Origin of the sequence: Hymenobacter bucti, from assembly GCF_042681145.1 — a bacterium.
GTDB lineage: Bacteria > Bacteroidota > Bacteroidia > Cytophagales > Hymenobacteraceae > Hymenobacter > Hymenobacter bucti.
Window position 1 is genome coordinate 120,139 of sequence record NZ_JBHUFD010000018.1, and the last position, 26,971, is coordinate 147,109.

At 60.3% G+C, this 26,971-nt stretch carries 23 protein-coding genes; 9 read left to right on the forward strand and 14 right to left on the reverse strand.

The features are described 5' to 3' along the window. Nucleotides 1-50 precede the first annotated feature (50 nt). The 3 genes from ACFSDX_RS19645 to ACFSDX_RS19655 are packed head-to-tail and all read right to left on the reverse strand — an operon-like array spanning nt 51 to nt 1,283. Nucleotides 51-530 carry a hypothetical protein gene (locus tag ACFSDX_RS19645; RefSeq protein ID WP_382316660.1) on the reverse strand — a complete coding sequence of 160 codons (480 nt, stop codon included), beginning with the start codon at nt 528-530 and terminating at the stop codon, nt 51-53. Between the two features lie 38 nt (nt 531-568). Then, nucleotides 569-715: a hypothetical protein gene (locus ACFSDX_RS19650; RefSeq protein WP_382316662.1), complete on the reverse strand. Its 147-nt coding sequence runs from the start codon at nt 713-715 to the stop codon at nt 569-571. Beyond that, a complete protein-coding gene (locus tag ACFSDX_RS19655) occupies nt 693-1,283 on the reverse strand; it encodes a zeta toxin family protein (RefSeq protein ID WP_382316663.1) in 591 nt (196 codons plus the stop codon). The genes ACFSDX_RS19650 and ACFSDX_RS19655 overlap by 23 nt, the downstream gene beginning before the upstream one ends. A gap of 114 nt (nt 1,284-1,397) precedes the next feature. Between ACFSDX_RS19655 and ACFSDX_RS19660 the strand changes: the two genes are divergently transcribed. Together ACFSDX_RS19660 and ACFSDX_RS19665 are read left to right on the forward strand one after the other, a co-directional pair. Further along, nucleotides 1,398-2,564 (forward strand): THUMP domain-containing class I SAM-dependent RNA methyltransferase, encoded by a 1,167-nt coding sequence (locus tag ACFSDX_RS19660; RefSeq protein WP_382316665.1) that lies wholly within the window; start codon nt 1,398-1,400, stop codon nt 2,562-2,564. A 148-nt stretch (nt 2,565-2,712) separates the two neighbouring features. Beyond that, entirely contained in the window at nt 2,713-3,882 is a 1,170-nt protein-coding gene (locus tag ACFSDX_RS19665) for an alpha/beta hydrolase (RefSeq protein WP_382316667.1), read from the forward strand. 228 nt (nt 3,883-4,110) lie between these two features. Here ACFSDX_RS19665 and ACFSDX_RS19670 read toward each other — a convergent pair whose 3' ends face one another. Continuing rightward, a complete protein-coding gene (locus ACFSDX_RS19670; protein WP_382316669.1) occupies nt 4,111-4,491 on the reverse strand; it encodes a hypothetical protein in 381 nt (126 codons plus the stop codon). A gap of 265 nt (nt 4,492-4,756) precedes the next feature. Here ACFSDX_RS19670 and recQ point away from each other — a divergent pair, with 265 nt between their 5' ends. Beyond that, the gene (recQ, locus tag ACFSDX_RS19675) at nt 4,757-7,018 is read left to right on the forward strand and encodes a DNA helicase RecQ (protein WP_382316671.1); all 2,262 of its coding nucleotides are present in this window, start codon (nt 4,757-4,759) and stop codon (nt 7,016-7,018) included. 13 nt (nt 7,019-7,031) lie between these two features. On the opposite strand, the gene ACFSDX_RS19680 is transcribed toward recQ, so the two are convergent. After that, nucleotides 7,032-7,361, reverse strand: a complete 330-nt coding sequence (locus ACFSDX_RS19680) for a hypothetical protein (RefSeq protein ID WP_382316673.1) — start codon at nt 7,359-7,361, stop codon at nt 7,032-7,034. A gap of 249 nt (nt 7,362-7,610) precedes the next feature. On the opposite strand from ACFSDX_RS19680, the gene ACFSDX_RS19685 reads away from it, so the two are divergent. Beyond that, on the forward strand, nt 7,611-8,417 hold the full coding sequence (locus ACFSDX_RS19685; RefSeq protein ID WP_382316674.1) for a helix-turn-helix domain-containing protein: 807 nt from the start codon (nt 7,611-7,613) through the stop codon (nt 8,415-8,417). Between the two features lie 152 nt (nt 8,418-8,569). On the opposite strand, the gene ACFSDX_RS19690 is transcribed toward ACFSDX_RS19685, so the two are convergent. From ACFSDX_RS19690 to ACFSDX_RS19710, 5 genes are all read right to left on the reverse strand, one after another. Continuing rightward, on the reverse strand, nt 8,570-10,306 hold the full coding sequence (locus ACFSDX_RS19690) for a phospho-sugar mutase (RefSeq protein WP_382316676.1): 1,737 nt from the start codon (nt 10,304-10,306) through the stop codon (nt 8,570-8,572). Nucleotides 10,307-10,397: 91 nt separating this feature from the next. Beyond that, the gene (locus tag ACFSDX_RS19695) at nt 10,398-11,645 is read right to left on the reverse strand and encodes a T9SS type A sorting domain-containing protein (RefSeq protein ID WP_382316679.1); all 1,248 of its coding nucleotides are present in this window, start codon (nt 11,643-11,645) and stop codon (nt 10,398-10,400) included. Between the two features lie 319 nt (nt 11,646-11,964). Further along, a complete protein-coding gene (locus tag ACFSDX_RS19700; RefSeq protein WP_382316681.1) occupies nt 11,965-15,036 on the reverse strand; it encodes a nidogen-like domain-containing protein in 3,072 nt (1,023 codons plus the stop codon). A 641-nt stretch (nt 15,037-15,677) separates the two neighbouring features. Next, nucleotides 15,678-16,193 carry a hypothetical protein gene (locus tag ACFSDX_RS19705; protein ID WP_382316683.1) on the reverse strand — a complete coding sequence of 172 codons (516 nt, stop codon included), beginning with the start codon at nt 16,191-16,193 and terminating at the stop codon, nt 15,678-15,680. Nucleotides 16,194-16,293: 100 nt separating this feature from the next. Beyond that, the gene (locus ACFSDX_RS19710) at nt 16,294-16,725 is read right to left on the reverse strand and encodes an OsmC family peroxiredoxin (RefSeq protein ID WP_382316685.1); all 432 of its coding nucleotides are present in this window, start codon (nt 16,723-16,725) and stop codon (nt 16,294-16,296) included. Between the two features lie 248 nt (nt 16,726-16,973). Between ACFSDX_RS19710 and ACFSDX_RS19715 the strand changes: the two genes are divergently transcribed. Both ACFSDX_RS19715 and ACFSDX_RS19720 read left to right on the forward strand, forming a co-directional pair. After that, nucleotides 16,974-18,476, forward strand: a complete 1,503-nt coding sequence (locus ACFSDX_RS19715; RefSeq protein WP_382316687.1) for a GH3 auxin-responsive promoter family protein — start codon at nt 16,974-16,976, stop codon at nt 18,474-18,476. Between the two features lie 84 nt (nt 18,477-18,560). Next, nucleotides 18,561-18,911 carry a hypothetical protein gene (locus ACFSDX_RS19720; protein WP_382316689.1) on the forward strand — a complete coding sequence of 117 codons (351 nt, stop codon included), beginning with the start codon at nt 18,561-18,563 and terminating at the stop codon, nt 18,909-18,911. 156 nt (nt 18,912-19,067) lie between these two features. On the opposite strand, the gene ACFSDX_RS19725 is transcribed toward ACFSDX_RS19720, so the two are convergent. Further along, complete coding sequence (locus tag ACFSDX_RS19725; RefSeq protein WP_382316691.1) at nt 19,068-19,238, reverse strand: hypothetical protein; 171 nt, start codon at nt 19,236-19,238, stop codon at nt 19,068-19,070. A gap of 21 nt (nt 19,239-19,259) precedes the next feature. On the opposite strand from ACFSDX_RS19725, the gene ACFSDX_RS19730 reads away from it, so the two are divergent. The 3 genes from ACFSDX_RS19730 to ACFSDX_RS19740 all read left to right on the forward strand — a co-directional run bounded on the left by ACFSDX_RS19730 (nt 19,260) and on the right by ACFSDX_RS19740 (nt 22,194). Beyond that, on the forward strand, nt 19,260-19,991 hold the full coding sequence (locus tag ACFSDX_RS19730; RefSeq protein ID WP_382316692.1) for an SPFH domain-containing protein: 732 nt from the start codon (nt 19,260-19,262) through the stop codon (nt 19,989-19,991). Nucleotides 19,992-20,160: 169 nt separating this feature from the next. Next, nucleotides 20,161-20,583 (forward strand): VanZ family protein, encoded by a 423-nt coding sequence (locus ACFSDX_RS19735; RefSeq protein ID WP_382316694.1) that lies wholly within the window; start codon nt 20,161-20,163, stop codon nt 20,581-20,583. 114 nt (nt 20,584-20,697) lie between these two features. After that, entirely contained in the window at nt 20,698-22,194 is a 1,497-nt protein-coding gene (locus ACFSDX_RS19740) for an NCS1 family nucleobase:cation symporter-1 (protein ID WP_382316696.1), read from the forward strand. Here ACFSDX_RS19740 and ACFSDX_RS19745 read toward each other — a convergent pair. From ACFSDX_RS19745 to ACFSDX_RS19755, 3 genes are all read right to left on the reverse strand, one after another. After that, a complete protein-coding gene (locus tag ACFSDX_RS19745) occupies nt 22,178-22,504 on the reverse strand; it encodes a hypothetical protein (RefSeq protein WP_382316698.1) in 327 nt (108 codons plus the stop codon). The genes ACFSDX_RS19740 and ACFSDX_RS19745 overlap by 17 nt on opposite strands. An 11-nt stretch (nt 22,505-22,515) precedes the next feature. Further along, nucleotides 22,516-25,161 carry an MGH1-like glycoside hydrolase domain-containing protein gene (locus ACFSDX_RS19750; RefSeq protein WP_382316700.1) on the reverse strand — a complete coding sequence of 882 codons (2,646 nt, stop codon included), beginning with the start codon at nt 25,159-25,161 and terminating at the stop codon, nt 22,516-22,518. A 236-nt stretch (nt 25,162-25,397) separates the two neighbouring features. Next, complete coding sequence (locus ACFSDX_RS19755; protein WP_382316702.1) at nt 25,398-26,834, reverse strand: Gfo/Idh/MocA family protein; 1,437 nt, start codon at nt 26,832-26,834, stop codon at nt 25,398-25,400. Nucleotides 26,835-26,971: the final 137 nt, after the last annotated feature.

Genomic DNA, 26,971 nt, shown 5'->3' on the forward strand with positions numbered 1-26,971 from the left:
GGCCACGAAGGACCGGCAGAGATTGAATAGTTACTGATTTTTATCTATCATTAATCTTCGGCCTGAAACCAAGCGATTCCTATTTTATCACTGTCACAAATAATAATACCTGAATCAAACGTTGCCGCAGTCAAAGATGCCCAAGAGCTTAAGCCTAATTCAAAATCTCCGGCTGAATTAGTATACTCTTTATTATTCCAAGTTGAATTCGAATAATAAATAGCTTGGTCACTGAATAGAAAGCAAAATTTTTCAGCAAACAAACTAGCCTCTTCAATTGGCATTATTTCTACACTGTAAGCAAGGTCTTGGTGCAATAGCGTAGTTAAAATGTCACGAGCAAGTATACTGTTACTAATTTCAATAAGAGACTTTTTGAATGCCTCTAACGATACCTCATGAATTGGTATATGCTCAAAAACAGACGATTCCCAATTAGTATCCGCTAGCCTTTCGTAGACTACTAAGCAGACAGCGCTGCACAAGGTTTTTGCTTTTTCTAGAAAGTCTAGAGAACTATTAAGTTCCATGTACTGAATGGCAATACTGCGTTCTAGTATCTAAATTATTATGGCTTCACCCGCACAACCTCAATATCTTGCATTACCACCACCTCGCTATTCTTCTGTCGCTTAAATTCCAGCATCCGCGCATAGGCGATTTTCAAACCAGCGACAATCTTTTCCTGACGCTCAAGCTGCTTTTGCGGATTCATACTGCTTTTTTAATTGCTGATACAAGGTGTCATTGCTGATGCCAAAGCCGCCGACCAGCTTCTGCGCTATTAAAACGTGCTCGCCGTACGAATTATCGAACAGCCAGGCTTCATCGACGAGCGGCAGGTAGGCGTCGAACAGCAAGCGTAGTCCCTGCAAATACCGGCGCTCGATGACTTCGGGCGCAATGTAGTGGCCACCCTCCGCTACCCGCGTTTTTACGCGCGCTTGCGCTAGGTCTGGGCTGCTTAGCCAAAAATACAGCAGCGTCGTGGTGTAACCTTGCTGCTGGGCGGCCCTGATTCTTTGCTGATAGATTTTGGTGGCTAGTGTAGTTTCGAGCGCGAAGGTGTTGCCCTTAGTCAGTAGGTAATCGAGGCGATTTAGCATGATGCGGCCGGCTTCCATCGCCACGGTGTCGGGTTGAAAGGGTGAGAGGCCGCGGGCGATTTCATCGGCGTTGACAAACTCGCGGCAGTCCAGCATTTCGGGCAGGATGGTGAACGAGGCCGTGGTTTTGCCGGCCCCGTTACAGCCCGCGATGATGTATAAATTCTTATCCGGCATGGCTGAGTATTTAGGAGCGCAACCAAATGTGCTGGGATGCCCGCTGAAAGATAACGGCCGTATTTGCTTGGGGCAGGGCGTGCGGGAGCTTCGGTTCGTCCCGACCTTTGCGCCATGTACCTTACCGCCACCACCCAATTTGGCCTCGAAGAGATTCTGGCTGAGGAATTGAGCCAGCTTGGCGCCACCATCGACCACGTGGGCAGCCGCGCCGTCGAATTTAGCGGCGACAAAAAGCTGCTTTACAACACCATCCTTTGGAGCCGCACGGCCATGCGCCTGCTGCGCCCCTTCGCCGACTTCTACGCCCCCGACGAGCAGGGTCTCTATGACCAAGTGAGCGATATTGACTGGAGCCGCTACATCGCCCCGGGCCAGACGTTTGCCATCACGGCCGTGGTCAATAAGTCGAGCTTTGAGCACTCGCTCTACGTGGCCCAGCTCACCAAAGACGCCATCGTGGACCAGTTTCGGGAGCGCACCGGCGAACGCCCCAGCATCGACACCCGCAATCCCGACATCCGCATTCACCTGCGCATGCTCGAAAACGAAGTCATCTTGAGCCTCGACGCGGCCGGCGACTCGCTGCACCGCCGCGGCTACCGCCAGGGCACCAATGAGGCGCCCCTCAACGAGGTGCTGGCCGCCGGCCTCATTTTGCTGAGTGGCTGGGATAAGAAAAGCCCGCTCATCGACCCCATGTGCGGCTCGGCCACCATCCTCACCGAGGCGGGGCTGCTGGCCCAGCGCATTGCGCCCGGCCTGTTTCACCAGGGTAAGTTTGGGTTTGAAAACTGGCCCGACTTCGACGCCGACCTCTGGCAAGAGGTGCGCCGGGAGGCCGAAGCCCAGCGCATCGAAGAGCCGCAGGCCTACCTGGCCGGCTCCGACCTTGACCCTAGGGTAATTGACCAGGCCGCCGCCAATATCGAAGCCGCCGGTCTCGACGAGTGCATCCGCATCTCGGTGCGCGATGTGCGCGACGCGCAGCCGCCCAAGGACCTAGGGCCCGGCCTCGTCATCACGAACCCGCCCTACGGCGAGCGGATAGGGGAGGAGACGCAGATGGACGCGCTGTATAAAACGATTGGCGACGCGCTGAAAACTAATTTTCAGGGCTACGAGGCGTTCGTTTTTACCGGGAACCTGGAGGCGGCGAAGGCCATCGGACTCAAGGTGTCGCGGCGGATTCCGCTCTTCAACGGGCCGATTGATTGCCGGCTGCTGAAGTATGAGCTGTATCGCGGGTCGCGCCGCGCGCCCGTTCCGGCGGCCGAGTAAGCACGGGCTGACTTAGGGACCGCCGCACTGCGTGGCAAAGAGTAGGTGGCTGAAAGCTAGTCAGGAATTGACTTGTTTTCAGCCACTTTTCAGTTTTTTAGGCAAGTATTCCGTAAGGAGATATTCTTAAAATTTACAGATTCTTCTTATGTTTCAATCCTGGAAAAGCGCCTCGGCGCGCTGGGGTGCGCCCGTAGCAGCCCTGGGCCTGCTGGCCTCGTGCAGCAACAGCCAAACCACCACCGATACCGCTTCTGCCACCGCCAAAGCCGATTCGACCAGCGCCAACGCGGCCCGGCCCGACTCGGCTGCCACGGCCGGCACCGCGCCGCAGCCCGTAGCGCCCAGCAAGCCCAAGCCCACCTGGGCCCCCGGCATTCACCCCGAGATGCAGGCTGTTATCGAGCAGCTCGAAGCTCTGAGCGGCCCCACGCCGATGGCTAAGCTGACGCCCCAGGAGGCCCGTAAAGCCCCCAGCGCCGCCGATGCCGCCATGGCCACGATGAAGAAATTCAATATCCCGACCTCGCCCGCCACCGCCGATACCATGAGCCGCACTGTGGCCCCCGGTGTGAAGGTGCGCGTATACACGCCCAAGTCGGGCACGGCGCCCTACCCCGTTATCGTGTATTACCACGGCGGCGGCTGGGTCATTGCTAACCTCGATACCTACGACGCCTCGGTGCGCTCGCTCAGCGAGCAGACGGGCGCCGTGGTGGTGTCGGTGGCCTACCGCCAGGGCCCGGAGTTTAAATTCCCGACCGCTCATAACGACAGCTTCGCCGCCTACCAGTGGGCGCTGGCCCACACCGCCGAGCTCAAGGGTGATGCCAAGCGCATCGCCGTAGCCGGCGAGAGCGCCGGTGGCAACCTGGCCTGCGCCGTGAGCATGATGGCCCGCGACAAAAAAGTGGCGATGCCTAAATACCAGCTCATCGTGTACCCCATCGCGGGCTACGACCTGAACACGCCGTCCTACCTGGCCAACACCCAGACCAAGCCCCTCAATAAAGACCTGATGGCCTGGTTCTTCAAGTACTACCTGCGCACCCCCGCCGATGGTAAGAGCCCAATGATTGACCTCGTGCACGCCAACCTCAAGGGCCTGCCCGCCGCCACCATCGTCACGGCCCAGTACGACCCCCTGATGAGCGAAGGCAAAATGCTGGCCGACAACCTGCAAAAAGCCGGCGTAACCGTGAAATACAAGAACTACGAGGGCGTAACCCACGAATTTTTCGGCATGGCCGCCGTGGTGCCCGAAGCCAAGGAGGCGCAAGCCTTCGCGGTTGAGGGCTTGAAGAGCGCGCTGAAATAAACGACTCGTTTTTGAGTAGTTTAGAAGAAGGCGGTACCCGAGAGGGTGCCGCCTTTTTTTGGTTGCTTTTGAGGCGCCACCCGCCCGTAGCGCCTCACCCCCCGGCCCCTTCTCCGAAAAGGAGAGGGGGAGCCTATCGTATGCAGATGTAGGCAGACGCTATTCGGCGTCAGGCTCCCCCTCTCCTTTTCGGAGAGGGGGCCGGGGGGTGAGGCGCCGCGCTCGCACTTAAAGCAGCGTATGCAGCGGGCCGTCCAAATAGCGCCGGATAGCGCTCGAATAATAAAGGACGAGTAGCCCAATCAGGCCAAGGCTGCCGGTGAGCGCGAAGCCCAGGATGGGGCCGCCCGCAGTGATGTTGTAGGACAAAATGGAGCCCGCCACAAGCAGCTGGAGCAGCAAGTATACGTAAGTAAGCGCCCGCGCCGGCCGCCAGCGGCGGTACAAGCCTAGCAGCAGCAGCCACACCCAGACGTTACTGCCCCCATAATGGCCGCTTTCGGCTACGAACCACAACTTTTGCCAGGTAGGGAGGTAGGCGGCTAGCAACAAGCAGGCGGCCAACAAGGCTAGGTGCGACTGGGCGGAGGAACGATGGGCCGGCTGCATGAGTCTGGGGAAGGGAAAAGGCTTACTAGCTGCGAGTTGTCGAAAAACTGGTGCTTCGCTAAGATAAGCAATGGCTGCGACAAGGGCCTTGGCAGGCAGTCGCCAAAAATATTTGATGAGCGCTTTTTCCCTGAGCAGAAGGCTGCTTCTAAGGGCTCATCGGCTACCTAGGGCGATGCTAGCGCCTGGCCGGGCTTACGTTGGCTAAATTCTTTGGAACTTCGTGTGGGCGATTGTTATTTTAATCTTTCGACCGAAGTGCCTTATGTCTGCTGCTACTGCCTCTGCCCCCGCCCTCACCGCCGCCCGCCAAGCCCTCAAGCGCTACTACGGCTACGATAATTTTCGCCCCATGCAGGGCGATATTATTCAGAGCATCTTGGGGGGCCAGGATACGGTGGTGCTCATGCCCACCGGCGGCGGCAAAAGCGTATGTTTTCAGATTCCGGCCGTAGTGAGCGAGGGCGTGTGCGTGGTGGTGTCGCCGCTCATCGCCCTCATGAAAGACCAGGTGGAGGCCCTGAAAGCCAACGGCATCGTGGCGGCCTACATCAACAGCAGCGTCAGTCAGAGCGAGGCCAGCGACATCACGCGGGCCGCCCTCAGCGGCCACCTCAAGCTGCTCTACGTGAGCCCCGAGAAGCTGCTGAGCGAGGGCTTTTTGCAGTTCCTGACGCGGGTGAATGTCAGCATGTTTGCCATCGACGAGGCGCACTGTATTTCCTCCTGGGGCCACGATTTTCGGCCCGAGTACACGCAGCTCGGCGTGCTGCGCACGCAGTTTCCGAGCATTCCCATCATCGCCCTTACGGCCACGGCCGACCGCCTCACGCAGCGCGACATCAAGACCCAGCTCAACCTGCACGAGCCCAAGGTTTTCCTGTCGAGCTTCGACCGGCCCAATATCAACCTCGTGGTGCGCCCCGGCCAGGACCGCCTAGGGCAGATTCTGGACTTCATCGGCCGGAACCCCAACGATGCGGGTATCATCTACTGCCTCTCGCGCAAAACCTGCGAGACGGTAGCCCAAAAGCTTCAGCAAAAAGGCATTAAGGCCGGCTACTACCACGCCGGCATGACGCCCAACCAGCGCGGCGAAGCCCAGGAAAAATTCCTGCAAGACGACCTGCAAGTCATTGTCGCCACCATTGCCTTCGGCATGGGCATCGACAAGAGCAACGTGCGCTGGGTGATGCACTATAACCTGCCCAAAAACATCGAGGGCTACTACCAGGAAATCGGCCGCGCCGGCCGCGACGGCACCGACGCCACCGCGCTGCTCTTCTACAGCTTCGCCGATGTCATGTCGATGCGCGAAATGGTGACCAAAGACGTGCCCCCGCGCCAGGCCCAACTCAACCAGGCCAAGCTCGAGCGGATGCAGCAATTTGCGGAGGCCGCCAGCTGCCGCCGCCGCATCCTGCTGCACTACTTCTCGGAGGACCTAGGGCACGACTGCGGCAACTGCGACATCTGCCGCAACCCGCCCATCACCTTCGATGGCACGCTGCTGGCCCAGAAGGCCCTCTCGGCCAGCGCTCGCACCCAGCAGCGCGTAGCCATAAACCTGCTCATTGATATTCTGCGCGGTATGCGCAACCAGGCGGTGCTGCAACACGGCTACGACCAGCTCAAAACCTACGGCGCGGGCCAAGATTTGCCCTACCTCGACTGGTACAGCTACGTGCACCAGATGCTCAACGACGGCCTGTTTTACATCGCCTACGAAGAAGGGTATTCGCTGAAAATCACCGAGCGCGGCCAGCAGGTGCTGAAGGGCCAGTTGCCCGTGTCGCTCAAGAAATTCCAGCCCGCCGAAAAGGCCGACAAGAGCACCCGCGCCAGCAAAAAAGCGGCCGCAGAGGCCGCCGCGGCCGGCGCTGGCACCCCCGAAGCGCGCCTTTTCGAGCGCCTGCGCCAGCTGCGCAAGCACATTGCCGACGAGCAGGGTGTGCCGCCCTACGTGGTCTTCACCGACACCACCCTGCAGGAAATGGCCCGCGAGCAGCCCACCAGCCGGGTGGCCATGCTTTCGGTTTCGGGCGTGGGCATGAAGAAATTCGAGACCTACGGCGAGGCCTTCATCGAGGCCATTTTGCAGCACGGTACCCCCCGCGCCGTGCCCGCCGAAGATGAGGCCGACGAGCAGCCCAACGTGCCGCCCTTCAGCGACGACTTTGCGCCCGCGTCCCGCACCACCGCCCAAAAAGCTGCCGACCGCGACCTCAACGACACCGAAGAGCAAACCTTCAAGCTGCACCGTCAGGGCCTGAGCGTCGAGGAGATTGCCCAGCACCGGGGCCTGGCCGTGGGCACCATGCGCCAGCACCTGGAGCGCGCCTACAGCAAGGGCCGCGACCTGCGCCTCGAAGAGTTTCTGAGCGACTCGGACCTGGCCGCCATCGCCGCCGCCCGCGCCCAGCTCGGCGCCGAAGCCGGCCTGCGCGACCTTTTCGACCACCTGCGCGAGAAGTACGACTACTTCCAACTGCGGCTGGCGAGCATCCGGGCGCAGCGCGGGCGGTAAGCTCTAGGGTAACCTATTCAGCTTCTGACTCTTCGCCAGATGGTTCCCATTCATCGTAGTTGCGCTTCAGGCCCCACAGGGCACCTAGTAAAGCCACCGACAATACCAGCCCAAGGATTACTCCGACGAGAAGAAATAACCCAAACGAGCCGATTATCAGGTAGATGCGGAGGCCCACCTTCTTGTATTCTTCCTCGTACAGCTTATACCCCGCTAGCTTGAAGCCGAAGTAGCTGGCTGCTAGTAAGAAGAGCCAGGAAATGGCTCCTAGGGCAAACATACCCGACCCCGACTGCCTAGCTATAAACAGGCTAATGAGTAGGCCAAAGACGGACAATAGCATAGCGATAACCGCCGCTATGCGAAGTGTTGTGGGCTTGAACATGAGGAGAGGGTAAATTGCCAAGGCAAGGTACTGTTCGGCCGTTGTTACGTGCGAGGGATAATCAGCTAAAAGAGGGCGAGTGAATAATTCCCACCTCATTAGCGTTGCCAAGTCTAATGGAATTAGTAACTTGCGCCCTGTGTTGCCGAAATGTGTGCGTCGATTGCCCGTCGCGTTGGGCCGAACTCTCTTAGCCTTTCTTCTATCATGATTAATACTAACCTTAAATTCTGGCGGCGCGAGCTAGGCTTGACGCAGGCCCAGCTAGCCGATAAGCTAAGCATTAAGCGCTCACTAGTAGGCGCTTATGAAGAAGGCCGCGCCGAGCCGCGCTTGGCCACGCTCGTCAATATGGCGCGCCTGTTCAACATCCCGCTCGACTCGCTGGCCACTACCGACTTTACCAAAAAGAAGAACGCCAAAACTGCGGCGGCCCTGCGCGAAGCGGGCCCCCTAGCCGAAACTGACCTGGAAGAAAAGCCTTTGCGTGTACTCGCCTTCACGGTGGGCATCGACGAAAAGGAAAATATTGAATTAGTGCCGCTGAAAGCGGCTGCCGGCTACCTCAACGGCTACGCCGACCGCGAATTCATCGAGGAGCTGCCCCGCTTTCGGCTGCCCATGCTGCCGAGCACCGGCACCTACCGCGCCTTTGAAATTGCTGGCGACTCGATGCTGCCCCTCGCCAGCGGCACCACCATCGTGGGTCGCTACGTCGATGATTGGGCCACCATCAAGGATGGCACGCCCTGCATCGTGGTGAGCCAGAAAGACGGCATCGTGTTCAAGCGCCTGTACAACAAGCTGAAGCAGAATGCCTTGTTTGGCTTGCATTCCGATAACCCCAGCTACACGCCCTATGACCTCAAGGCCGAGGACGTGCTCGAAATCTGGGAAGCCAAGAGCTACATCAGCAACACGTTCCCCATCGGCGGTGTGTCGCTTGAGCACCTGGCCGGCCTGGTGATGGACCTCACCCAGCAGGTGAAAACCATGCAGCTGCAGCGCGCCTAGGGTGCCGGCGGCACTTGAAAAATCCTGAAATAAGAGTGGGTTTACCCAAACAAAAGAGCCTCCAGCACACTGCTGGAGGCTCTTTTGTTTGGTATTGCACCCTAGGTGCACCTAGCTGCTCTTGCTGAAGCAGCCAGGTGCCTGACTCACGTTTATTTCAGCTTCATCTCGTCGATGATGCGCTGGATTTTTTCGTGAGCGCGTTTTTGCGTCGGCTCGAAGTCGGCTACCGAGGCCAGCGGCTCTTTCACGCTGAAGTAGAACTTGATTTTGGGCTCGGTGCCGCTGGGGCGGGCCGAAATCTTGTCGCCCGCTTCGGTGATGAACTGGAGCACGTTGGAGCTTTCGACGCCGGTGCTTTCCTCCACGCCGGTGCGCAGGTTCTTAATTTGACCGGTCTGGTAGTCACGTACTTCTACCACGGGCGAGCCGGCGAGGGTGGCGGGCGGGTTTTTGCGCAGCTCCACCATCATCTCCTTAATCTCTTCGGCGCCGCGCTGGCCTTTCTTGGTCAAGGAGATAAGGTCTTCGGTGTAGAGGCCGTACTCGGCGTACATTCGCTCCATTTCTTCGTAGAGCGAGCGGCCCTGGCCCTTGGCCACGGCGGCCATTTCGGCCACCAGCGCGCAGGCCGATACGGCGTCTTTGTCGCGCACGAAATCGCCGATGAGGAAACCGTAGCTTTCCTCGCCGCCGCAGATGTAGTTCTGCTCGGCGCCCAGCTCCCGGATGAGACCCGCGATGTACTTGAAGCCCGTGAGCGTGCGGTAGTACGTCACGCCGTAGCGGTGCGCAATGTCGCCCAGAATTTCGCTGGTCACGATGGTGTACACGATGAAGTCGTTGGGCGTGCGCTTGCCGGCTTTTTCGCGGGCCGACAAGATGTAGTTCGTCAGCAGCGCGGCGGTTTGGTTGCCGTTCAGCAATACCCACTCGCCCTTGCTGTTTTTCACGCCCACGCCCACGCGGTCGGCGTCGGGGTCGGTAGCCAGCACGATGTCGGCGTTTTGCGCCTTGGCCTGGTCGAGGGCCAGCTGCATGGCCGATTTCTCCTCGGGGTTGGGCGACTGCACGGTGGGGAAGTTGCCATCGGGCGTGGCCTGGGCCTCTACCACGCTCACATTAGTGAAGCCGAAGGCGGCCAGCGCCGGCGGTACCAGCTTGATGCCCGAGCCGTGAATGGGCGTGTACACGATACCTAGGTCGTGCTGCTGCTGAATAGCGGCGGGGTTGATGCTCAGCTGCTTAACCTGGGCCAGGTACGCCTCATCTATCTCTTGGCCCACGAGGTGGATGCGGCTCTGGTCGGCATTGAAGTTCACCTCATTCACGTCGGTGATTTTATTGACTTCCCCGATAATGTTCTCGTCGTGCGGCGCCACTATTTGCGCGCCGTCGTTCCAGTACACCTTAAAGCCGTTGTACTCCTTGGGGTTGTGCGAGGCCGTGATAACGCAGCCGCTCTGGCACCCTAGGTGCCGAATGGCAAACGACAGCTCGGGCGTGGGCCGTAGGTCTTCAAACAGATACACGGTAATGCCATTGCCCGAAAAAACGCCGGCGACAATCTCGGCAAACTTGCGCGAGTTGTTGCGCGAGTCGTGGGCGATGGCGACTTTGATTTCCTGGTCGGGGAAGCTCTGCTTCAGGTAGTTGCACAAGCCCTGGGTCGCCATGCCCAGCGTGTAGCGGTTCATGCGGTTAGAGCCGGCGCCCATGACGCCGCGCAGGCCGCCGGTGCCAAACTCCAGCGAGCGGTAGAAGGCATCGTTGAGGGTGTCGTCTTGGCCGGTAGCTTGCAGCTGCTTGATTTCGGCTTGGGTATCAGCGTCGTAGGCGGGTGAGAGCCAGGTGGTGAGGCGCTGCTGAACGTCGGGGGAGAGGGACATGAAGAAAGAAGGTAGGGTGAGTAGGGCTACAAACGGCCGTAAAGGAAACAGGTTTGGGCGAAAGCAAGCCAGCCCAGTGGCTACCGGGCCGCTATTGCACCACGACTTTTTGCGAGAACACGCCCCGGGCCGATTCGAGCTGCAGCGAGTACTGCCCGGCGCCCACGGCGCCTAGGTCCAGGTTGCTGGTGAGGCGCCCGGCGGGCAACGACTCGGTGAGCACGACCCGGCCCAGCAGGTCGTATACTACCAGGCGCGCCGCCTCGCTGCTGGTGCGCGTCACGCGCAGCAGGTGCGTAGTGGGGTTGGGCACGGCGCTAAAAATTACCTTGCCGGCCGCCGCCGCATTCTTCGCGGCGAGCGTGGTGGCGGGTAGCCAGTTGCCGAGCCGCAAGGTGTACAGCTGCGGCGGAATGTTGACTAATATGTTGCTAAATCGCTCATTGGACACAAACGCGCGGGTGTTGCCCACGAAGCACAGCCCTTCGGCCTGCCCGATAAGTAGCGCGTTGGGGAGCTCGATGCGGCGCTTATTGGCTTGCAAAACCCCCGTGCCGCGGTAGCCCGAGAGCAGCCACACGAACGTGGCCCCATCGCGGGCGTTGTAGCCGAGCAGGCCCGTGACCGTGCCGGCCGGGTTGCGGGCGGCGGCGGTCACCAGCCCGTTGACATTGAAGGTGCCCTTGAGATGCGCCACGTGGGTGCCGGGCTGGGCGGGCACCGTGTAGTAGCGCGTTTGCAGGTCAGCCCAGTTTTTGGTGAACAGGTGCAGCGAGTCGTTGGCGAAGAAAAACGCCTCGCAGTCGTAGTTGTGCTGGTTGGTGCGGGGCGTGAAATCCGTCTGGTCGGGGTAGCTGAAAGCGATGGTTTCAGCCGTGGCGGTGGTGGCGGCGGGCCCTAGGTCGGCCTGGGCCACCCGCAAGATGCGGAGGTCGCGCCGGTCGCCGGTGTTGTTGCCAAAGTCGCCCACGTACACGTACTGCGCACTAGCGGTAAGGTCTTCCCAGTCTACGTTGGTGGCGTTGGTGAGGCGCACTTGCTGCACCACGCGCCCGGTGGTCGAGTCGAGGCGAAACAGCTCGGGCGTATTGCCGCTGTCATTGAGCGTCCAGAGCTTGCCGCCCGTGTAGAGCAGGCCCGACGACTCGGCCACCGCGTCGGCGAGCGGCGTTTTGAGGGGGAGCGCGCTGGTCGTGGGCGCGTACTGGCACGAGCCATCGTTGGCGGTGGCGGCGGGGTTGTAGTTGGTGGCCTGGGGGTCGGGGCAGCCGCTTTGGGCGCGGGCCCGCGGCGCGGCTAGTGCCACAAGCAGCAGCAGCGGAAGAAATTTGGCCAGCATCTAGTTTAAGAGAACAAATAAGTAGCTTGCTACGCCCAAAAATACTGCTGGCGCGGCAAGCTACTCAAGATGTTGGAGGTGTCGACTATAAAAATTTAACCGACAGAATTTTATCAGTTGCCGCGCGGCGCCCACTCACGTGCTAACGCCCGAAACAACGCCTTAAAATTGGTCGTGCTGAAGTTCCTCTGTGTTAAGTGTGAATCTCACGGAGCTGCGGCCGCACTCACAAAGCTACCTCACCCCAAAATTTCCCTGGTTAGCTACTAAAGAGGTTTAGTTTTTTGAGGACCTGGCAATAGGCCGTTTGCGGTGGTGTTCACTCAATAACCAGCCGCTTGATGACTACGCCGGTAGCAGTAGCTAGTCGCACGGTATAAACGCCGCTACGCAAGCCGGCCAGCCCAAGCTGATGCGCCACCGGGCCCTCGGTGGGCAGCGTGTAGGTACGCACCTGCCGGCCCAGCGCATCGACCAGCGAAACCAGCAGCTTCTGCTTACCTAGGCGGGCAGGCAGCTCCAGAAAGGCCACGTCTTGGGCGGGACTGGGGTAAAGCGCAATTTCCTGCGATAGGGTAGCTGGGGCCAGGGTAGTCAGTGGCTGTGGCGAGAAGACCAGCTCGAAGCGGGAAGTGGTGTTGGCTCCATTGAGGGCGAAGCGATAGCTAGCCTGTTGGTCGAGGTCAGTGAGGGTGCCTAGCTGCACGTCGTGCAAGTAAGCGTGCAGGCCCGCCAGATTTTTTAGCTGCGCCGCTCGCAAGGTATAGGTGCCAGTGGCCGGCACGCGCACTTGCAGGGGCACCGTGAGCTGACCGGTGGGCAGCGGCCGCCCGTCGATGGCCAGGGCCTCGCCCTTGGCCGTAAGGCTGCTCAAGTTCAGACCAGTAGAGTTGGGTAGTTTCCGCGCATCGTAGCTGGCATCCAGTCCCGGCGTGCTGCCGCTCTCGAAGTACACGTTGAGCAAATCGGGTAGGCCGGCGCTGCCGTCGAGCGCTAGCTCCACCTGCGGGCGCGTATCGGCAGCCGTACGCTGGAAGGTGGTGCCGTTGTTGGTAGTCAGGCGCTGACTGTTGCGGAAGGTTAGGGCGCCGCTGGTTTGCCCAGCCTGCACGCGCGCAAAAAAGCCCTGGCCCACCGGCAGCACGGGGTTGCCACCCACGCCATTGGTGTAGGCGCGGTACTGGCTGCCGTACTGGCTGGTGCTCTGGACGATGTAAATAGCGGGCTCCAGATTTGAGCGGTCAGCGGCCTCGACGCGGCTATAGTCGAGGGGGGCAGGGTAGGGGTTGCCCAGCAGGTGCCAGCCCGCATCGGCCGCGTCAGGAGTATCGCTGGCGTTGCGAGCCAGGTTTAGGGTATACGGGCCATTGTTGAGCGTGCCCACAAAGTCTACCAGCTGCGAGGCCGCAATGTTGAGGGTGTACCCACGGCCTACCAGCAGCGGGTCGGTAGCGGCAGTGGGTGAGAAATAGCCTTTGTCGAAGGCCGGTGCATTGTTGGGAAGCAATAGCCGGGCCTGGTCGTAGCCAAATAGCGTAGGAAAGGGTGCGAGGCTCAACGGCGCGGGGCTGGTGTTGTAGTCAGCATTCAGCACGGGCGATTGCCCTGCCGTGGCAAGGTCGGCTACCGTTGCGTTCGCCACAGGCGAGCTGTAGTGGCGGTACCCTAGGCCCGGGTTAAGGGTGCCGTCGATAGCCCGCTGCACCGTTACGCTGCCAATGACGACGCCCCCCTCGTTGACTACCAAAGCCGTGACCGTGGGGGTAGAAAGCAGCGTCAGGTTGGCGCTGGCCGTCAGGCTGCCCGTCAGCGAAAGCAACTGCGCCAAGGTCATGGTAGTGGTTAGCGAAGCCCCGCTGGGGCCCACTAGCAGGCTACCAATGTCGATGCCATTGCTGCCCCCTAGGGTTTGCGCCGCCGTGCCTTGGGTACTTAGCGTTCCCGGGCCACTGCACGTACCGTTGTTGAGGAGGTTGCCATAGAGGTCGAGCTTGCCCAGCGCGCCCAGCGTGAGCGAGGCCCCACTAGCAATGGTTACCGTGCGGGCCGTGCCGAGCGTGCTTAGGACCGGTAGGTTGGGCACCACGGGGATAAGGATATCGTCGGTGGCGGTGGGCACCGTGCCAGTGCTCCAGTTGCCCGGATTGGTATAGACCGTGTTAATAGCCCCAGTCCAGCTAAAACCTAGGGGCGGGTTCACGACGACTGTGAGCGTAAATACTGCCTGCGCTGGTAGGGGCGTGCCATTATCGAGGGCCGTAAACGTCACGGTGCGCGTACCCGTATTGCACAAGCCGCCCGTAACCGCAAAGACCACCGTAGGGTTAGTGGTATTGTTGTTCGTGACGGCCGCCGTGGCGTTGCAAAGCCCATTCAGGTTCGGCGTAACACTGACCGTCTGGTTAGTTTCAGGACCCGAAAACTGCAGCGATACCGTTTGGGTCTGGCCCTGGTTTACGGTGATGGTATTACCCGAGGGTAGGCCTGCCACCGCGGGCGGCACATTGCCTCCGCCGCGCACCTGGTAGCCCAGGCACTGATTGTCAAGAAAATCTACCCCCCCCGGGGTGCCCACGGTCGGCGTATTGGGGGCCTGCGCACTGTTGAGGTTGAAGCGCCCAGTCTGAATAAAATTTATGTTGTTGCCCCGGTTGGCCCCCACCGTGGCGGGCACCCCGCCAAAGCCAGCGGTGCCGCTGGAGGCGTCGCCCGTCGTCCACTGCATATCGTCGTAGGCGAAGAGGATGTCGTTGCCAGTAAACGAAGGCGCCGTATTAGCCCTAATAATCAGCTGGAACGTATTTTTTCTGTCGAAATGACTGCCGAAATATCCCACCCTGTTCCAGCTTACGACCAGTCGGTCGGGGTAGAGCGCATAGGCTATTCGCCCACTGCCCGAGCCGCGGGTGTCCACATCGGCCCAGAAGGGAGCAACCATGGGTATACCAATCGGAAACCCAGAAGCACTAAACGTCGAGAGCGGCGCATCAAACGTGATGTTGCCGTTGGTGTTGATATACACTTGGTTATATACCGTGCCGAAGAGCGAGAAATTCCAGCCCAGCGCCACCGGTCCAAATGAGCCATCATCGTTGCGCGGCAGCAAAACGCCATTGCCCGTGGCTGACGTATCTATTGCCTCGAAGCAGGCCGGGCGGGCCAGCGCCGTGCCCGCTCCAGCGGGTTTGTGGGCAGGTGCCAGCCGGCCGGTAGGGGTCTGCTTTGGAGCACCCAGCAGCTTGCGAGCGGCGTAGTCGGGGTCATTGTCCTCGGGGTTTATGACGTGGGGCGCGGCAGGGGGCGCTTGTTGGGCACGGGCAACGTGGCCAAAAGTAAGTGTAAGCGCGACGCACAAGGCGGCGCACAGCCAGCGGGTAGCTAAAGTGTGCATAGGTGGAAAAGAGAGAGTGAAAAAATGAGTAGGTAGCCGAAACCTCACCGGCGGCTGCAACTCCTGCGGAGTGGACTAACCTGCCAGACCAAGCAGCGCTGCCGAGCGTAGAGGCCAAGGCAGGTGCTAAATGCCACGCCTCGGGCTACGCCAGCAGTAAGTACTAGGTGCTGCTGCACCTAGGTGCGATAGAGGTAGCCCGTTGCCGAACTGCCTACTGTGTAGAAGTGGCTTTAGCGTAGCTAAGTAGTGTTTATGCCAGGTGCGCGTCTGGCGAGCCCAGACACTAATGCTGGGCTTACTCAAGGAACGGGGGAAATTGCCAGTCTCACTCTTAGGCCACAAGTCCACAGATAGTTAGCGAGATAAAAGAACGGGACAAATATGAGATTAAATAATTAATATATTATATAAATATTTTTTTATTAATAAAAAAATATTTAGCCATTAGTTAGGGTCGTTCTGACTACTTAGAGCAAAAGATGGCTGATGACAAGGACACCAGATAAATGAATAGCGATAAGCTACAGGTAACTGTGCCTTTGGAAGGTGGTCTGGTTAGTGCAAAAAAAAACCATGCGCTGGTAGCGCATGGTACACAAAGACTTCTGCGGCAACAATGCCATGCAGCACGTAGGCCGCTAAGCTGGCCTAGGTTTGTGAGTAGGAGTAGTGGCCGGCACGTCTTCGCGCAGCTGCACGCCGTAGCGCTGGGCAAAGGCTTCGAGCTGGCCGCGCAACATGGCGCGGCGGCGGGTGCCGCGCACCTCGCGCATGTTCAGCACGTGGATGTCGCCATCCTTGAGGCGCACGCGCAGCTGGCGCGAGAGCAGCTCGAGCTGGCTCATGTTTTCGGCCGCAAAAACCTGCTTGGCGCGGAACAAACCGGCCTTGTGCACCAGGTAGCCGGGCGCAAACTCGAAATAGCTTTGGGTGCCAAATACCGGCGCATTGTGCACCAGAATGAACCCTAGGTACAGGGCGCAAATCGTCAGAAAGACATAGTGCAGCCAGTAGTACTCGTGCCCATCAGGAGCGTTGCGCAGCATCAGCGACGCGTAGGCAATGGCAAAAAGAACGAGCGAAACCTGCACCCCGAACGAGAGGCGCGAGGAGTTGGCGGGGCGTAGGCGAATGCGGGTAGTACCAGTGGGCATGGCGTGAAATTAGTTAAGAGTTGAGAGTTAAGAGTTAAGAGTTGGCCGTTGGGATAAGTAAAAGCCTGTTTGCTAACTCTTAACTCCTAGCTCTCAACTCTTAACTCAATTTGGCTTCCAGCGTCATTTCGGGCACGGCGCTCAGCAACTGCGATACGGGGCAGTTGGCCTTGGCAAACTCGGCGTGCTTCTGAAAATCCTCGGGCGTGATGTTGCCGCCAGTCACTTTGCCTTCGGTGCTCACGTGGATTTTGGTGATTTTGGGCGGGTTCTGGCTGGGGTCCAGCGTCACGGTCGAGGTCGTGGTGATGGTTTCGACCGTGTGGCCGTGCTGCCCGAGCACATTGGTCAGGAACATGGTGTAGCAGCCGGCGTGGGCCGCGCCAATGAGCTCTTCGGGGTTGGTGCCCTTCTGGCCTTCAAAGCGTGAGCCTACCGAGTACTGGGCATCTACCACGCCGCTCTGGGTCGTGATGTTGCCGTGGCCTTTCATGTCGCCGTTCCAAACAGCTTTGCCGCGTTGATTAATCATGGTAATAAGGAAAAAATGGGGAGTATGAACGTGGGCCGCTAGGCCCGCAGGCCGCATACGTGCAACTGTGGCGTTATGATATTGTCCAAGAAATAATAGCTGGTTATTAAACACCCAAAGAAGGTGGCGAGGCCAGCCAACTTACGGGCGCTAGCAGCAGCAAGGGAGCGCCTGCCCGGCCTCACCACCATTATTGGCACCTAGGGCCTGACCTTTGTGGTCAATCTGCTCGACTTTTCTGCCTAGCTATGGGAATCAAAGCCGCCCTGAGCCGGCCGCTGGCGGCCTACACTGTGCACCGCTACCAGCAGTGGCAGCGCGACCCCGCCGCGGCCCAACTGCGTTTGCTGCGCACGTTGGCGCGCACCGCCGCGCGCACCGCCTTTGGCCACGACCACGACCTAGGGGCCGTGCGCACGCCCGCCGACTTGGCCGCCCGCGTGCCCGTGCGCGATTACGAAGGCCTGAAACCGTATTTCGACCGCGTAAAAACGGGCGCGCCCGACGTGCTGTGGCCCGGCCGGCCGCTGTACCTGGCCAAAACCAGCGGCACCACCAGCGGCGCCAAGTACATCCCGATTACCCAGGCCAGCATTTCCAACCACATCAACGGGGCCAAGGATGCGCTGCTGCACTACGTGGCCGCCACCGGCCGGCCTAGGTTCCTGGATGGCAAGCTGATTTTCCTGTCCGGCTCGCCCGAGCTGGAGCCGGTGGGCGGCATCCCGACCGGCCGCCTCTCGGGCATCGTCAACCATCACGTGCCGGCCTACCTGCGCCGCAACCAGCTGCCGAGCTACGCCACCAATTGCATCGAGGACTGGGAAACCAAGCTCGACGCCATCGTGGGCGAGACCCTAGGGCAAGAGATGACGCTCATTTCGGGTATTCCGCCCTGGGTCCAAATGTATTTCGACCGCCTTGTGGCCCGCACTGGCCGGCCGGTGGGCGAGGTTTTCCCTGAGTTCGACCTCTTCGTGTCGGGCGGCGTGAGCATGGAGCCCTACCGCGCCCGCCTACTCGAAAGCATTGGCCGGCCCGTCGATACTATCGAGCTGTTTCCGGCCTCCGAAGGCTTCCTGGCCTTCCAGGACCAGCCCGGCAACCCCGGCCTGCTGTTGCGCCTCGATAGTGGTATCTTCTTCGAATTTGTGCCCGCCGAGCGGTTTTTTGAAGAGAATCCGCCCCGCCTCACCATCGGCGAGGTCGAGCTAGGTAAGCAGTACGCCCTCGTGCTCACCTCCAATGCCGGCCTCTGGGCCTACTCGCTCGGCGACACCGTGCGCTTCGTCGATTTGCAGCCGCACCGGGTGGTAGTCACGGGCCGCATCAAGCACTTTTTGTCGGCCTTTGGCGAGCATGTCATTGGCGAGGAAGTGGAAGCTGCCCTGCGCGAGGCCGTGCGCCAGCACCCTGAGGCCGAAGTCACCGAGTTTACCGTGGCCCCGCTCGTGAGTGAGGACCGCACGCAGCCCTCGCGCCACGAGTGGCTCATCGAGTTTGCCCAGCCGCCGCGCGATACCGCCGCCTTCGCCGCCGTGCTCGACACCGCCCTGCGCCAGCGCAACGCCTACTACGACGACCTGCGCCAGGGCCACATCCTGGTGCCGCTGCTGCTGACGCCGCTGGCCCCCGGCGCTTTCCAGCGCTACATGAAAAGCGTGGGCAAGCTGGGCGGGCAAAACAAAGTACCTAGGCTGGGTAATGACCGGGCGCTGGCCGAGGGGTTGTTAAATACTAAATTTAGCTAGCTTGTAACTATGAGTGCTAGTGTATTGGCGTTCGTACTTGTATGCCTTTGCTTGCTATACTGGTGGCACTGTTATACGCAGAAATTGGCCAGCACTATTGAAAAATTAGGCTATCACGCTGTAGCTATCGTTAGGAGCTATCGAAAAGAATACGTGCGGGTTGCGGGTAGCTGGAATTGGCTCGACTACCCATATGTCGTGTATATGAACGCGAAAGGAGAACTGGTATTTGAACGCCTCAAATACGCGGAGAGCAACAGTCGCTTGTTGGAAATCGGCGATGAAATAGAAGTGGTGCGTTACGACGGAATTCTGTATTACCGGGCGGCGCTGCATCCAAACTATGATTGGTCTTACACCTGGTGGATAGCAGCGACGGCGGGCGCTTTGCTGGCAATAGGGAGCTTAGCTAGCTATTTTACAAGCAGTAAGTGACCGCTGACGGTGGCAAAGGGCACGCAGTGTGGGTAGCCGGCGCTTACCTTCGCCCCCAACCGCTACCTGTTTCACTCGCCGGCTCGCTTAGAGGCAGGGTATTGCGGGGCGGGCCGGTAGGGGGTTCGATTCCCCTCAGTCAGTCCTGGATGGAGTTTAGCTTTCGTATGGAAAGTAGAGCTTAAACAGCTGCTGCGTGAAAGCCGAAGGAGCCGGGCCCCGGCCCAAGCCCATCGGCCGCTTGCGGCCGGGCAGATACCGCCGCCGGGCCTCGCCCGCCGGCTCACGCCCGGCCCCCGGCCAGCGGGTGCTCTTTCGGTTTTCCAAGGCAAAATAGTAGTTCCGCGAATGGGTATTCTTACCAAAACTTACCAGGTGCGCCCCAATAGCGTGGGCCTGCTCTACCGCAACAACGTGCTGGAGAAGGAGCTGCCGCCCGGCCGCTATGAGGTGCTCGACCTGCTTGGGCGCACCCAGCTGCTGGCCCTGCCCACCACTTCGCGCCAGCTGCTCATCACCAACCAGGAGGTGCTGACCCGCGACAGCATTGCGCTGCGCTTTTCGTGCGTGGTGCTCTACCGCGTGGCCGATGCGCTGCGCTTCGCCGGTAGCTTCGACATCGGCCGGGGCACCCTGCCCGCCCTGGCCGATGCCGAGCAGCGGCTTGCCACGGCCGTGCAGCTGGCCGCCCGCACCCAAATCGGGGCCCTAGGTAGCGAGGAGCTAGCCGAGCGCCGTGCTGAGCTCACCGACCTGGGCAGCGAAGCCCTGGCTGCGCAAGCCGCCGCGCTGGGCCTGGCCCTGGAGCAGGTGCAACTGCGCGACCTTACGTTTCCGAAAAATATTCAAGACCTGTTTGCCCGCCACCTCGAAGCCAAAATCAGGGCTAAGGCCGACCTGGAGAACGCCCGCACGGCCGTGGCCACCGCCCGCGCCCTCAAAAACGCCTCCGAGCTAATGAAAGGCGATGAGAATATTCGCTTCTTCCAGTTTATGGAAACCATCACTAAAATCGCGGAAAAAGGCAAGCACACGTTCTTGGTCGGCGAATTTCCGCAGCTGCCCAAGCCGCCGAGCTAGGCTCCGCGCGCGGGCGGCCGGGCCGCCAACCTAGGGTAGCTACTGCCGTTAGAGGGGTATGTTGTGCGTGGTTTGCGGGTAGCTCTGTGCTTTAATAACTGATAAATAATTGGTTATCCGCAAGAAGGCTAGTAGTTAGCGGCCGGCGCATTGCTAAGCAATTGAATGTATGAATCGGCTATTATATTATTTTCTAGTGACGATAGGGGCGGGCTTGGTGCTGTACCTGAGTTGGCGTTCGAGCCCCTCGATGGGCTACGTGTGGTTTATTCCGCCGTCGGTGGCCCAGTGGGCCGATAAGCAGGAAAACGATACCATCCGCACGGCCGTGCCGCTGGTGGCGCTGGGCCTTATTGTGGGCGGGCAGCTTGCCTGGCAGCGCCGGCCGTGGTGGCAGTGGCTGGTGGCGTGGGGGCTGCTGCTGGTGCTGGTGATACTGGCCGAGGCCGGCCAGCATTTCCGGGCCTACCGTCGGTTTGACCTGGCCGACGTTGTTTGGGGAGGCATTGGCGCCGCCATCGGCCTGGCGTTGGTGGCTGCGTTGCAGGTGGGCTACTCGTTGCTGCGTAGGGCCAGCAACCCAAGTACCTAGGTGCCGGCTGGCGGCTGCCTTTGGTGGCAGCCAAAGGGGCTTGCCCACGTGCGCCCCGCCGCGTAGCTTGCGCGAGCGGCCCGGCTAAACCCTTCCCGGCGACCGCGTTAGCGCATGGCAACTCCGTATTCGACTAGCGTGGAGGAGGCCGTGGCCGCCGCCGGCCTCACCAGCGACGACCTGGCCCCGACGCCGGCCGCCGCCCGCACCTGGGGCACCTGGAACTACGCCGCGCTCTGGATTAGCATGAGTTTGTGCATTCCGACCTACATGCTGGCCAGCTCCCTCATTCAGGGCGGCATGAACTGGTGGCAGGCGCTGCTCACGATTTTTCTGGGCAATGCCATCGTGCTCATTCCCATGCTATTGAATGGCCGGGCCGGCGCGCGCTACGGCATTCCGTTTCCGGTGTTTGCGCGGGCCAGCTTTGGGGTGCTGGGAGCCAATGTGCCGGCGCTGCTGCGGGCCGTTATCGCCTGCGGCTGGTTCGGCATCCAAACCTGGATTGGCGGCTACGCACTCTACCAGGCGGCGGTGCGCTGGTGGCCGGCGCTGGGCACGCTGCCGGCGGTGTTTCCGGCCAGCTGGGGCTTGGCTACGGGGCCGGCCATTTTGTTCTTCCTGTTTTGGCTGCTCAATATGTACGTGGTGTACCTAGGCGTCGATAGCATCCGCAAGCTGTTGGTGTTCAAGGCTTTTTTCTTGCCGGTGGCGGCGCTGGCGCTGCTGGCCTGGGCCATTTGGGCCGGGCACGGCCTAGGGCCAATTCTGGCGCAGCCGGCGCATTTTACTACGCCGGGCGGGTTTTGGAAATTCTTCTTTCCCTCGCTCACGGGCATGGTGGGCTTTTGGGCTACGCTCTCGCTCAACATTCCCGATTTCACGCGCTACGCCACCAGTCAGCGCGCCCAGCAGGTGGGCCAGGCGCTGGGCCTGCCGCTGCCCATGACGTTGTTTTCATTTGTAGGCGTGGTCGTTACGTCGGCCACGCTCCTCATCTACGGCACCACCATCTGGGACCCGGTGGTGCTGGCCGGCCGTTTCGAAGGCCGCTGGCTCGTGACCGGGGCCATGCTGGCGGTGGCCCTCTCTACGCTGGCCACCAACATTGCGGCCAACATCGTGAGCCCTGCCAACGACTTCGCCAACCTGGTGCCCCAGCGCATCAGCTTCCGGGCCGGCGGGTACTTCACGGGCGTGGTCGGCCTGCTCATCTTCCCCTGGAAGCTTATTGCTGACCCTAGCGGCTTCATTTTTACGTGGCTCGTGGGTTATTCGGCGCTGCTGGGGCCCATCGGCGGCATCCTCATCGTTGATTATTACGTGCTGCGCGGCCAGGTGTTGAACGTGAATGACTTGTACCAGTACGAAGGCCAGTATACCTACCGGCGCGGCTTCAACCCGGTGGCCCTGGTGGCGCTGGTGCTGGGCGTGCTGCCGTGCGTGCCGGGCTTCTTGGCGGCCATCGGCGCAGTTGACAAAGCGGCCGTGTGGCCTTGGCTGCTAGAAGTTTACAACTACGCGTGGTTCGTGGGCTTTTTTGTGGCGGGCGGCCTGTATCTGGCTTTGATGCGGGGGAATAGCGCTGCCCCCGCTAAACCACACGCCTAAAAACATTCAGGAAAGAACCTTCTTCCAGCAAGTCGTAGACTACTGCTTCAATCGAGGCTCTATCTATTTTATCGACAAGAAGCATATCACTTGCCCAGAAATATTTGCCACTCAAACCTTCTCCTGTCTGCTGATAATTCTTTACTATTCTATCAATGTTTTTATAAGTAAAAAAGGTGGCGACGTAACTAGAATTGTCTGAGAAATAAACTATTACATCTGTGTTGCCAACATTGTAATGCGTTTCTGGGGTCTCGCCACTGGTTATACCGGGGGAAATCCAAATTGATGATATCGACTCAGTCGTCATGTAGTCTAGAGCTACTTGGTGAAATACCCCAGCAGCGTTACTAGCGCCGTCCAGCCAGTTTGGTGGCTGGCGCCGCAGCCGCGGCCGGTGTCGCCGTCGAAGTACTCGTGGAAGAGCAGCAGGTCGCGGAAGTGCGGGTCGGTGGCGTAGCGCAGGTCGTTGCCGTGCGCCGGGCGACGGCCTTCGGCATCGGGCAAAAAAGGCGATTGCATGCGGCGGGCTATTTCGGCCACCGCGTCGTGCAGCGATACCCGGTGGCCTGAGCCGGTGGGCAGCTCCACGGGCCCTAGGGCGTCGCCATAGAACCGGCAGAGCCGGTCCAGGGCCAGCAGCAGCACGAAGTTGAGCGGCAGCCACACCGGGCCGCGCCAATTAGAGTTGCCGCCCATCACGTTGGTGTCCGACTCACCGGGCGTGTAGGTGGCGGTGTGGGTTTCGCCGGCCACTTCCATCGCGGCGGGCTGGGCCAGGTGAGCCTTCGAGAGCGAACGAAAGCCACTGGGGGCCAGCATTTCATCTTCGCTGAACAGGTACGGGATGACCTGCTCCAGCTTCTGGCGGGGCATGAGGCTGAACAGCCAGCGCGCACCATCTTCCGACTGCACCACGGCGGGGTAGCGCGGCGCGGCCCACACGTTGGTGAGGTGCTGCTCCACTACATCCACGAAGGCTGGCACGTGGGCCAGCGTGTGGCGCTCCAGCACGAGCTTGCCGAATAGCGGCGCCAAGCCCAGAATCGAGCGCATGGGCACCGGGCGGCGCCGGCCGTCGGGCTCCACCAGCATATCGTAGTGAAAGCCGGTTTTGCTCAGCTCGGGGTCGTCGTGGCACTCGGCGGCCAGCTCGGCCAGCGAGCCGCCGATTTCTTCAAAATCATGGAAGAGCTTAATGGCCAGCTGCTCGCAGTCCGGGTCTTCAGGGGCCAGCTCCAGGGCGGCGCGCATGAGGTAAAGCGTGTAGCCTGCCAGCCACGACAGGCTATCGACCTGCTTGAGGTAGCCGCCGCCCGGCACCTCCTCGCGGTTGAGAATGCTGGCATTATCAAGCCCTAGGAAGCTACCCTTGAAGCTCTCCTCGGGGTGGCGGTGGAAGCGTTCCATCCACCAGTGGTGGTTGGGCAAAAACTCGCGCAGTGCTTCCCGCAAAAAATCCAGGTCGCACTCACCTAGCTCATTTTTACCGTACTCATACAGCAGCCACGCCGACTGCCCCTGCACGGGCGGGTTGGTATTCGAAAAGTCGAACTCGTAGCTAGGTATCCAGCCATCGGGCTTGGCAAAGTGGGGCGTGGCGGCCAGTAACAAGCACTGCTCCTTGGCCAGCTTCAAATCGACGGGCGCCAGCGCGAGGCAGTGAAACACTAGGTCCCAGGCCGCAAACCAAGGGTATTCCCACTTATCGGGCATTAGAATAATGTGCTCGGCCTTGAAATCGGGCCAGTCGCCGTTGCGCAACTCTCCGCGGTTGGCGGGCGGCGTAGGCTGGCCGGGGTCACCTTGCAGCCAGCGGGTCACGTCATAGTTATAATACTGTTTGCTCCAGAGTACACCGGCCCAGGCCTGGCGTTTCACGGCGGCCTCCTCGGGAGTGCTGCCGGCCAGCAGGGGCGCGTAAAACTCGTCGGCCTCGCGCAGCCGGTCCGCGAATACGTTGGTAAAATCCTCCCCTAGGGGAGCAGTTAGCCCCGCGTCGGTGCTCAGGCGCAGGCGCACTTCCACCGACTCGCCCGGCCCGATATGGAGCGCGTAAACCGGCGCCGCTTTGGTGCCCGCCTCAGCCGTGCGGCTGGCGTGGTGGGCATCGCCGCCCGGCAGCAGCGCCGCGTGGAAGGCGTCTTTCACCAGCGCGCCCGTCGCGTTAGGTGTGCCAAACAGACGCTCAGTATTCGTCTCGTTATGAGTGAGTAATAGCGTATCGGTAGTTGGAAAGCACAGCGTGTAGTCGCCTAGGCGGTCGTGGTGCGCGAGTACGGCTTGGTGCTCGCCGGCCGGCGCCTGGCGCGTTATTGTCGGCTGGCCGCCCTCCGCGCCGAAGCTCCAGCGGTTGCGAAACCAGAGCGTGGGCAGCAGGTGCAGCGGCGCCGTTTCGGGGCCCCGGTTCGATACCGTGAGGCGCACCAGCAAGTCGGTGGGGCTGGCCTTGGCGTACTCGGCCACCACGTCGAAGTAGCGGTTTTCATCAAAAATACCCGTATCGAGCAACTCAAATTCGGGCTCGGTAGGCTCGCGCCCGGCGTTGACATCACGCAGCTGCTGGTATGGAAAAGCGGCCTGCGGGTACTTGTAGAGGAATTTCTGGTAGCTGTGGGTGGGTGTGTTATCCAGGTAATAATACAATTTCTTCACGTCTTCGCCGTGGTTGCCTTCCTCATTGGTAAGGCCAAACAGGCGCTCTTTCAGGCGGTCGTCCTGCCCGTTCCACAAGGTCACGGCGAAGCACAGCGTCTGGGTGTCGTCGGAGATGCCGGCTAGGCCGTCTTCGCCCCAGCGGTAGGTGCGGGCGGGCGCGTCTTCGTGCGAGAGCGAGCTCCACGACTCGCCGCCCTCGCTGTAATCCTCACGTACCGTACCCCACTGGCGCTCACTAAGGTAAGGGCCCCATTGTAGCCGTTTCTGCTCGTCGTTGTCTTGCTGTTGCAGGCGTTCGTTCTCAGTCATAACAAGTACCGTGGACTCTGTGAGTCCGCGCTATGGATTGGGAAATAGCGGTTTTGAGATTGGAACGCTCTTCCGAATTAAGAACCGGAAGAACCCGGTAACCATGCAGAGCGCAGCGCAGCATCTTGCGTGGTGCAGCAATCTTTACACCTTGATTACTACGTCACGTAAGATGCTGCGCTGCGTTCTGCATGACAGACGTATCTGGTGCAGTTGATAAAATCGTAATAACCCACCTAGCCCAGCTTGGGCTCTGGCCCGCGAAACACGTCGGTGCCGCTCACGGGTGGCAGCTTCACCGGCCGGCCCTCGCGGGCCGACTGGTAAATGGCTTCCATAATGCGCTGGTCTTGCAGGCCTTCCTCGCCGGGCGTGTGGGGCGGCTTGTTCTCCAGAATGCACGCCGAAAAGTGGTCCATCTCGGCCGCAAACTGGTTGTTGGCCCCGATGGTAATCTGGTTTTGCATCCTGGCCGGGCCTTCGGCGTGCGAGGTTTGCAACTGCTGGCCGCGGTAGGCGTAGCCGTTGTCGAGGTGCAGCCAGCCGCGCTCGGCGTTCACGCGGTAGAAGCGCGAATCGTGGGTATCGTAGTGCGTGATGGCGCTCACCAGCACGCCGTCGGGGAAGCGCATCTGCCAGCTCATCATCTCTTCTACCTCCTTAAAAAGTGGGTTGCCGGGCGTGCTGTGCATGTAGCCGAATACTTCGGTGGGCTCGGTACCTAGAAGGAAGCGACTGGTATTGAGGCAATACAGGCCGATGTCGGGCAGCGCGCCGCCGCCGGCCAGCGCCTTTTTGTGCCGCCAGTGGTCCACGTTGGCCGAGCTCTGGCTATTCTGAGCTTGAATGTATTTGACTTTGCCAAACTTCTGACCGCGCACCATGTCGCGCACCAGGCGGTTGTAGGGCTCGTACTGAATGCGGTAGGCTATCATGAGCTTCACCTTAGCCTCTTTGCAGGCGGCAATCATCAACTCGCACTCACGCACCGAGTTGGCCATCGGCTTCTCGCAGAGAATGTGCTTGCCCGTTTTGGCCCCCCGGATGACGTATTCGGCGTGCATCGAATTGGGTAGCACGATGTAGATGGCCTGTACCTCGGGGTTGTCCTTCAGCTTGTCGTAGTCGGCGTAGGAGTAGCAGCTCGTGGGCTTAATACCATACTGCTTAGCTACTTTAGCCATTTTTTCGGGCGAGCCGCTGACCAGCGCCACCGGCTTCGACTTCTTGCACGCCCCGAACGCGGGCAGCAATTCTTCCAGGGTGAGGTGACCTAGGCCTACCAACGCGTAGCCCACGCGCTGGTCGGGCGGCAACGGGGTCGGCGTGGGCGGCGACTTAGGGTCCACCGCCGATTTCCAGGCTTCTAGCTCAATAGGGTGGTCGCCCGCCGCGGGCACCTTGGCGGGCGGCGACACCGCCTCCGACGATGGCACTTGCGGCCCGCCGGGCGCGGCGTACACCGTGCTGGCATCGACCTGCGCGGCCGGCGTACCGGTGGTAGGCGTAGTGGCAGTTAAGCCCGCCGCCGATTTATCTTGGCAAGCGGCTAAGGTGCCTGCCGCCACACTGGCCGCCAGCCCGCGCCCGGCCAGATTGAGAAATTCCTTACGCGATACTTCCTGACCCGCGTGGCGCAGGACGGTATTCAGCAGGTCGTTGGTGACGGACATAGAAGCGAATGAGAAGCGTGGAAAAGCTGCGCGCCTAGGCTCCGTAGTCGAAAGGCGCTGGGCTTACTCCTGCATACTCATTAAATCTTCATATGGTTGGCCCTGAAGTACAAGATATCAACTGCTTTTGTCACTGC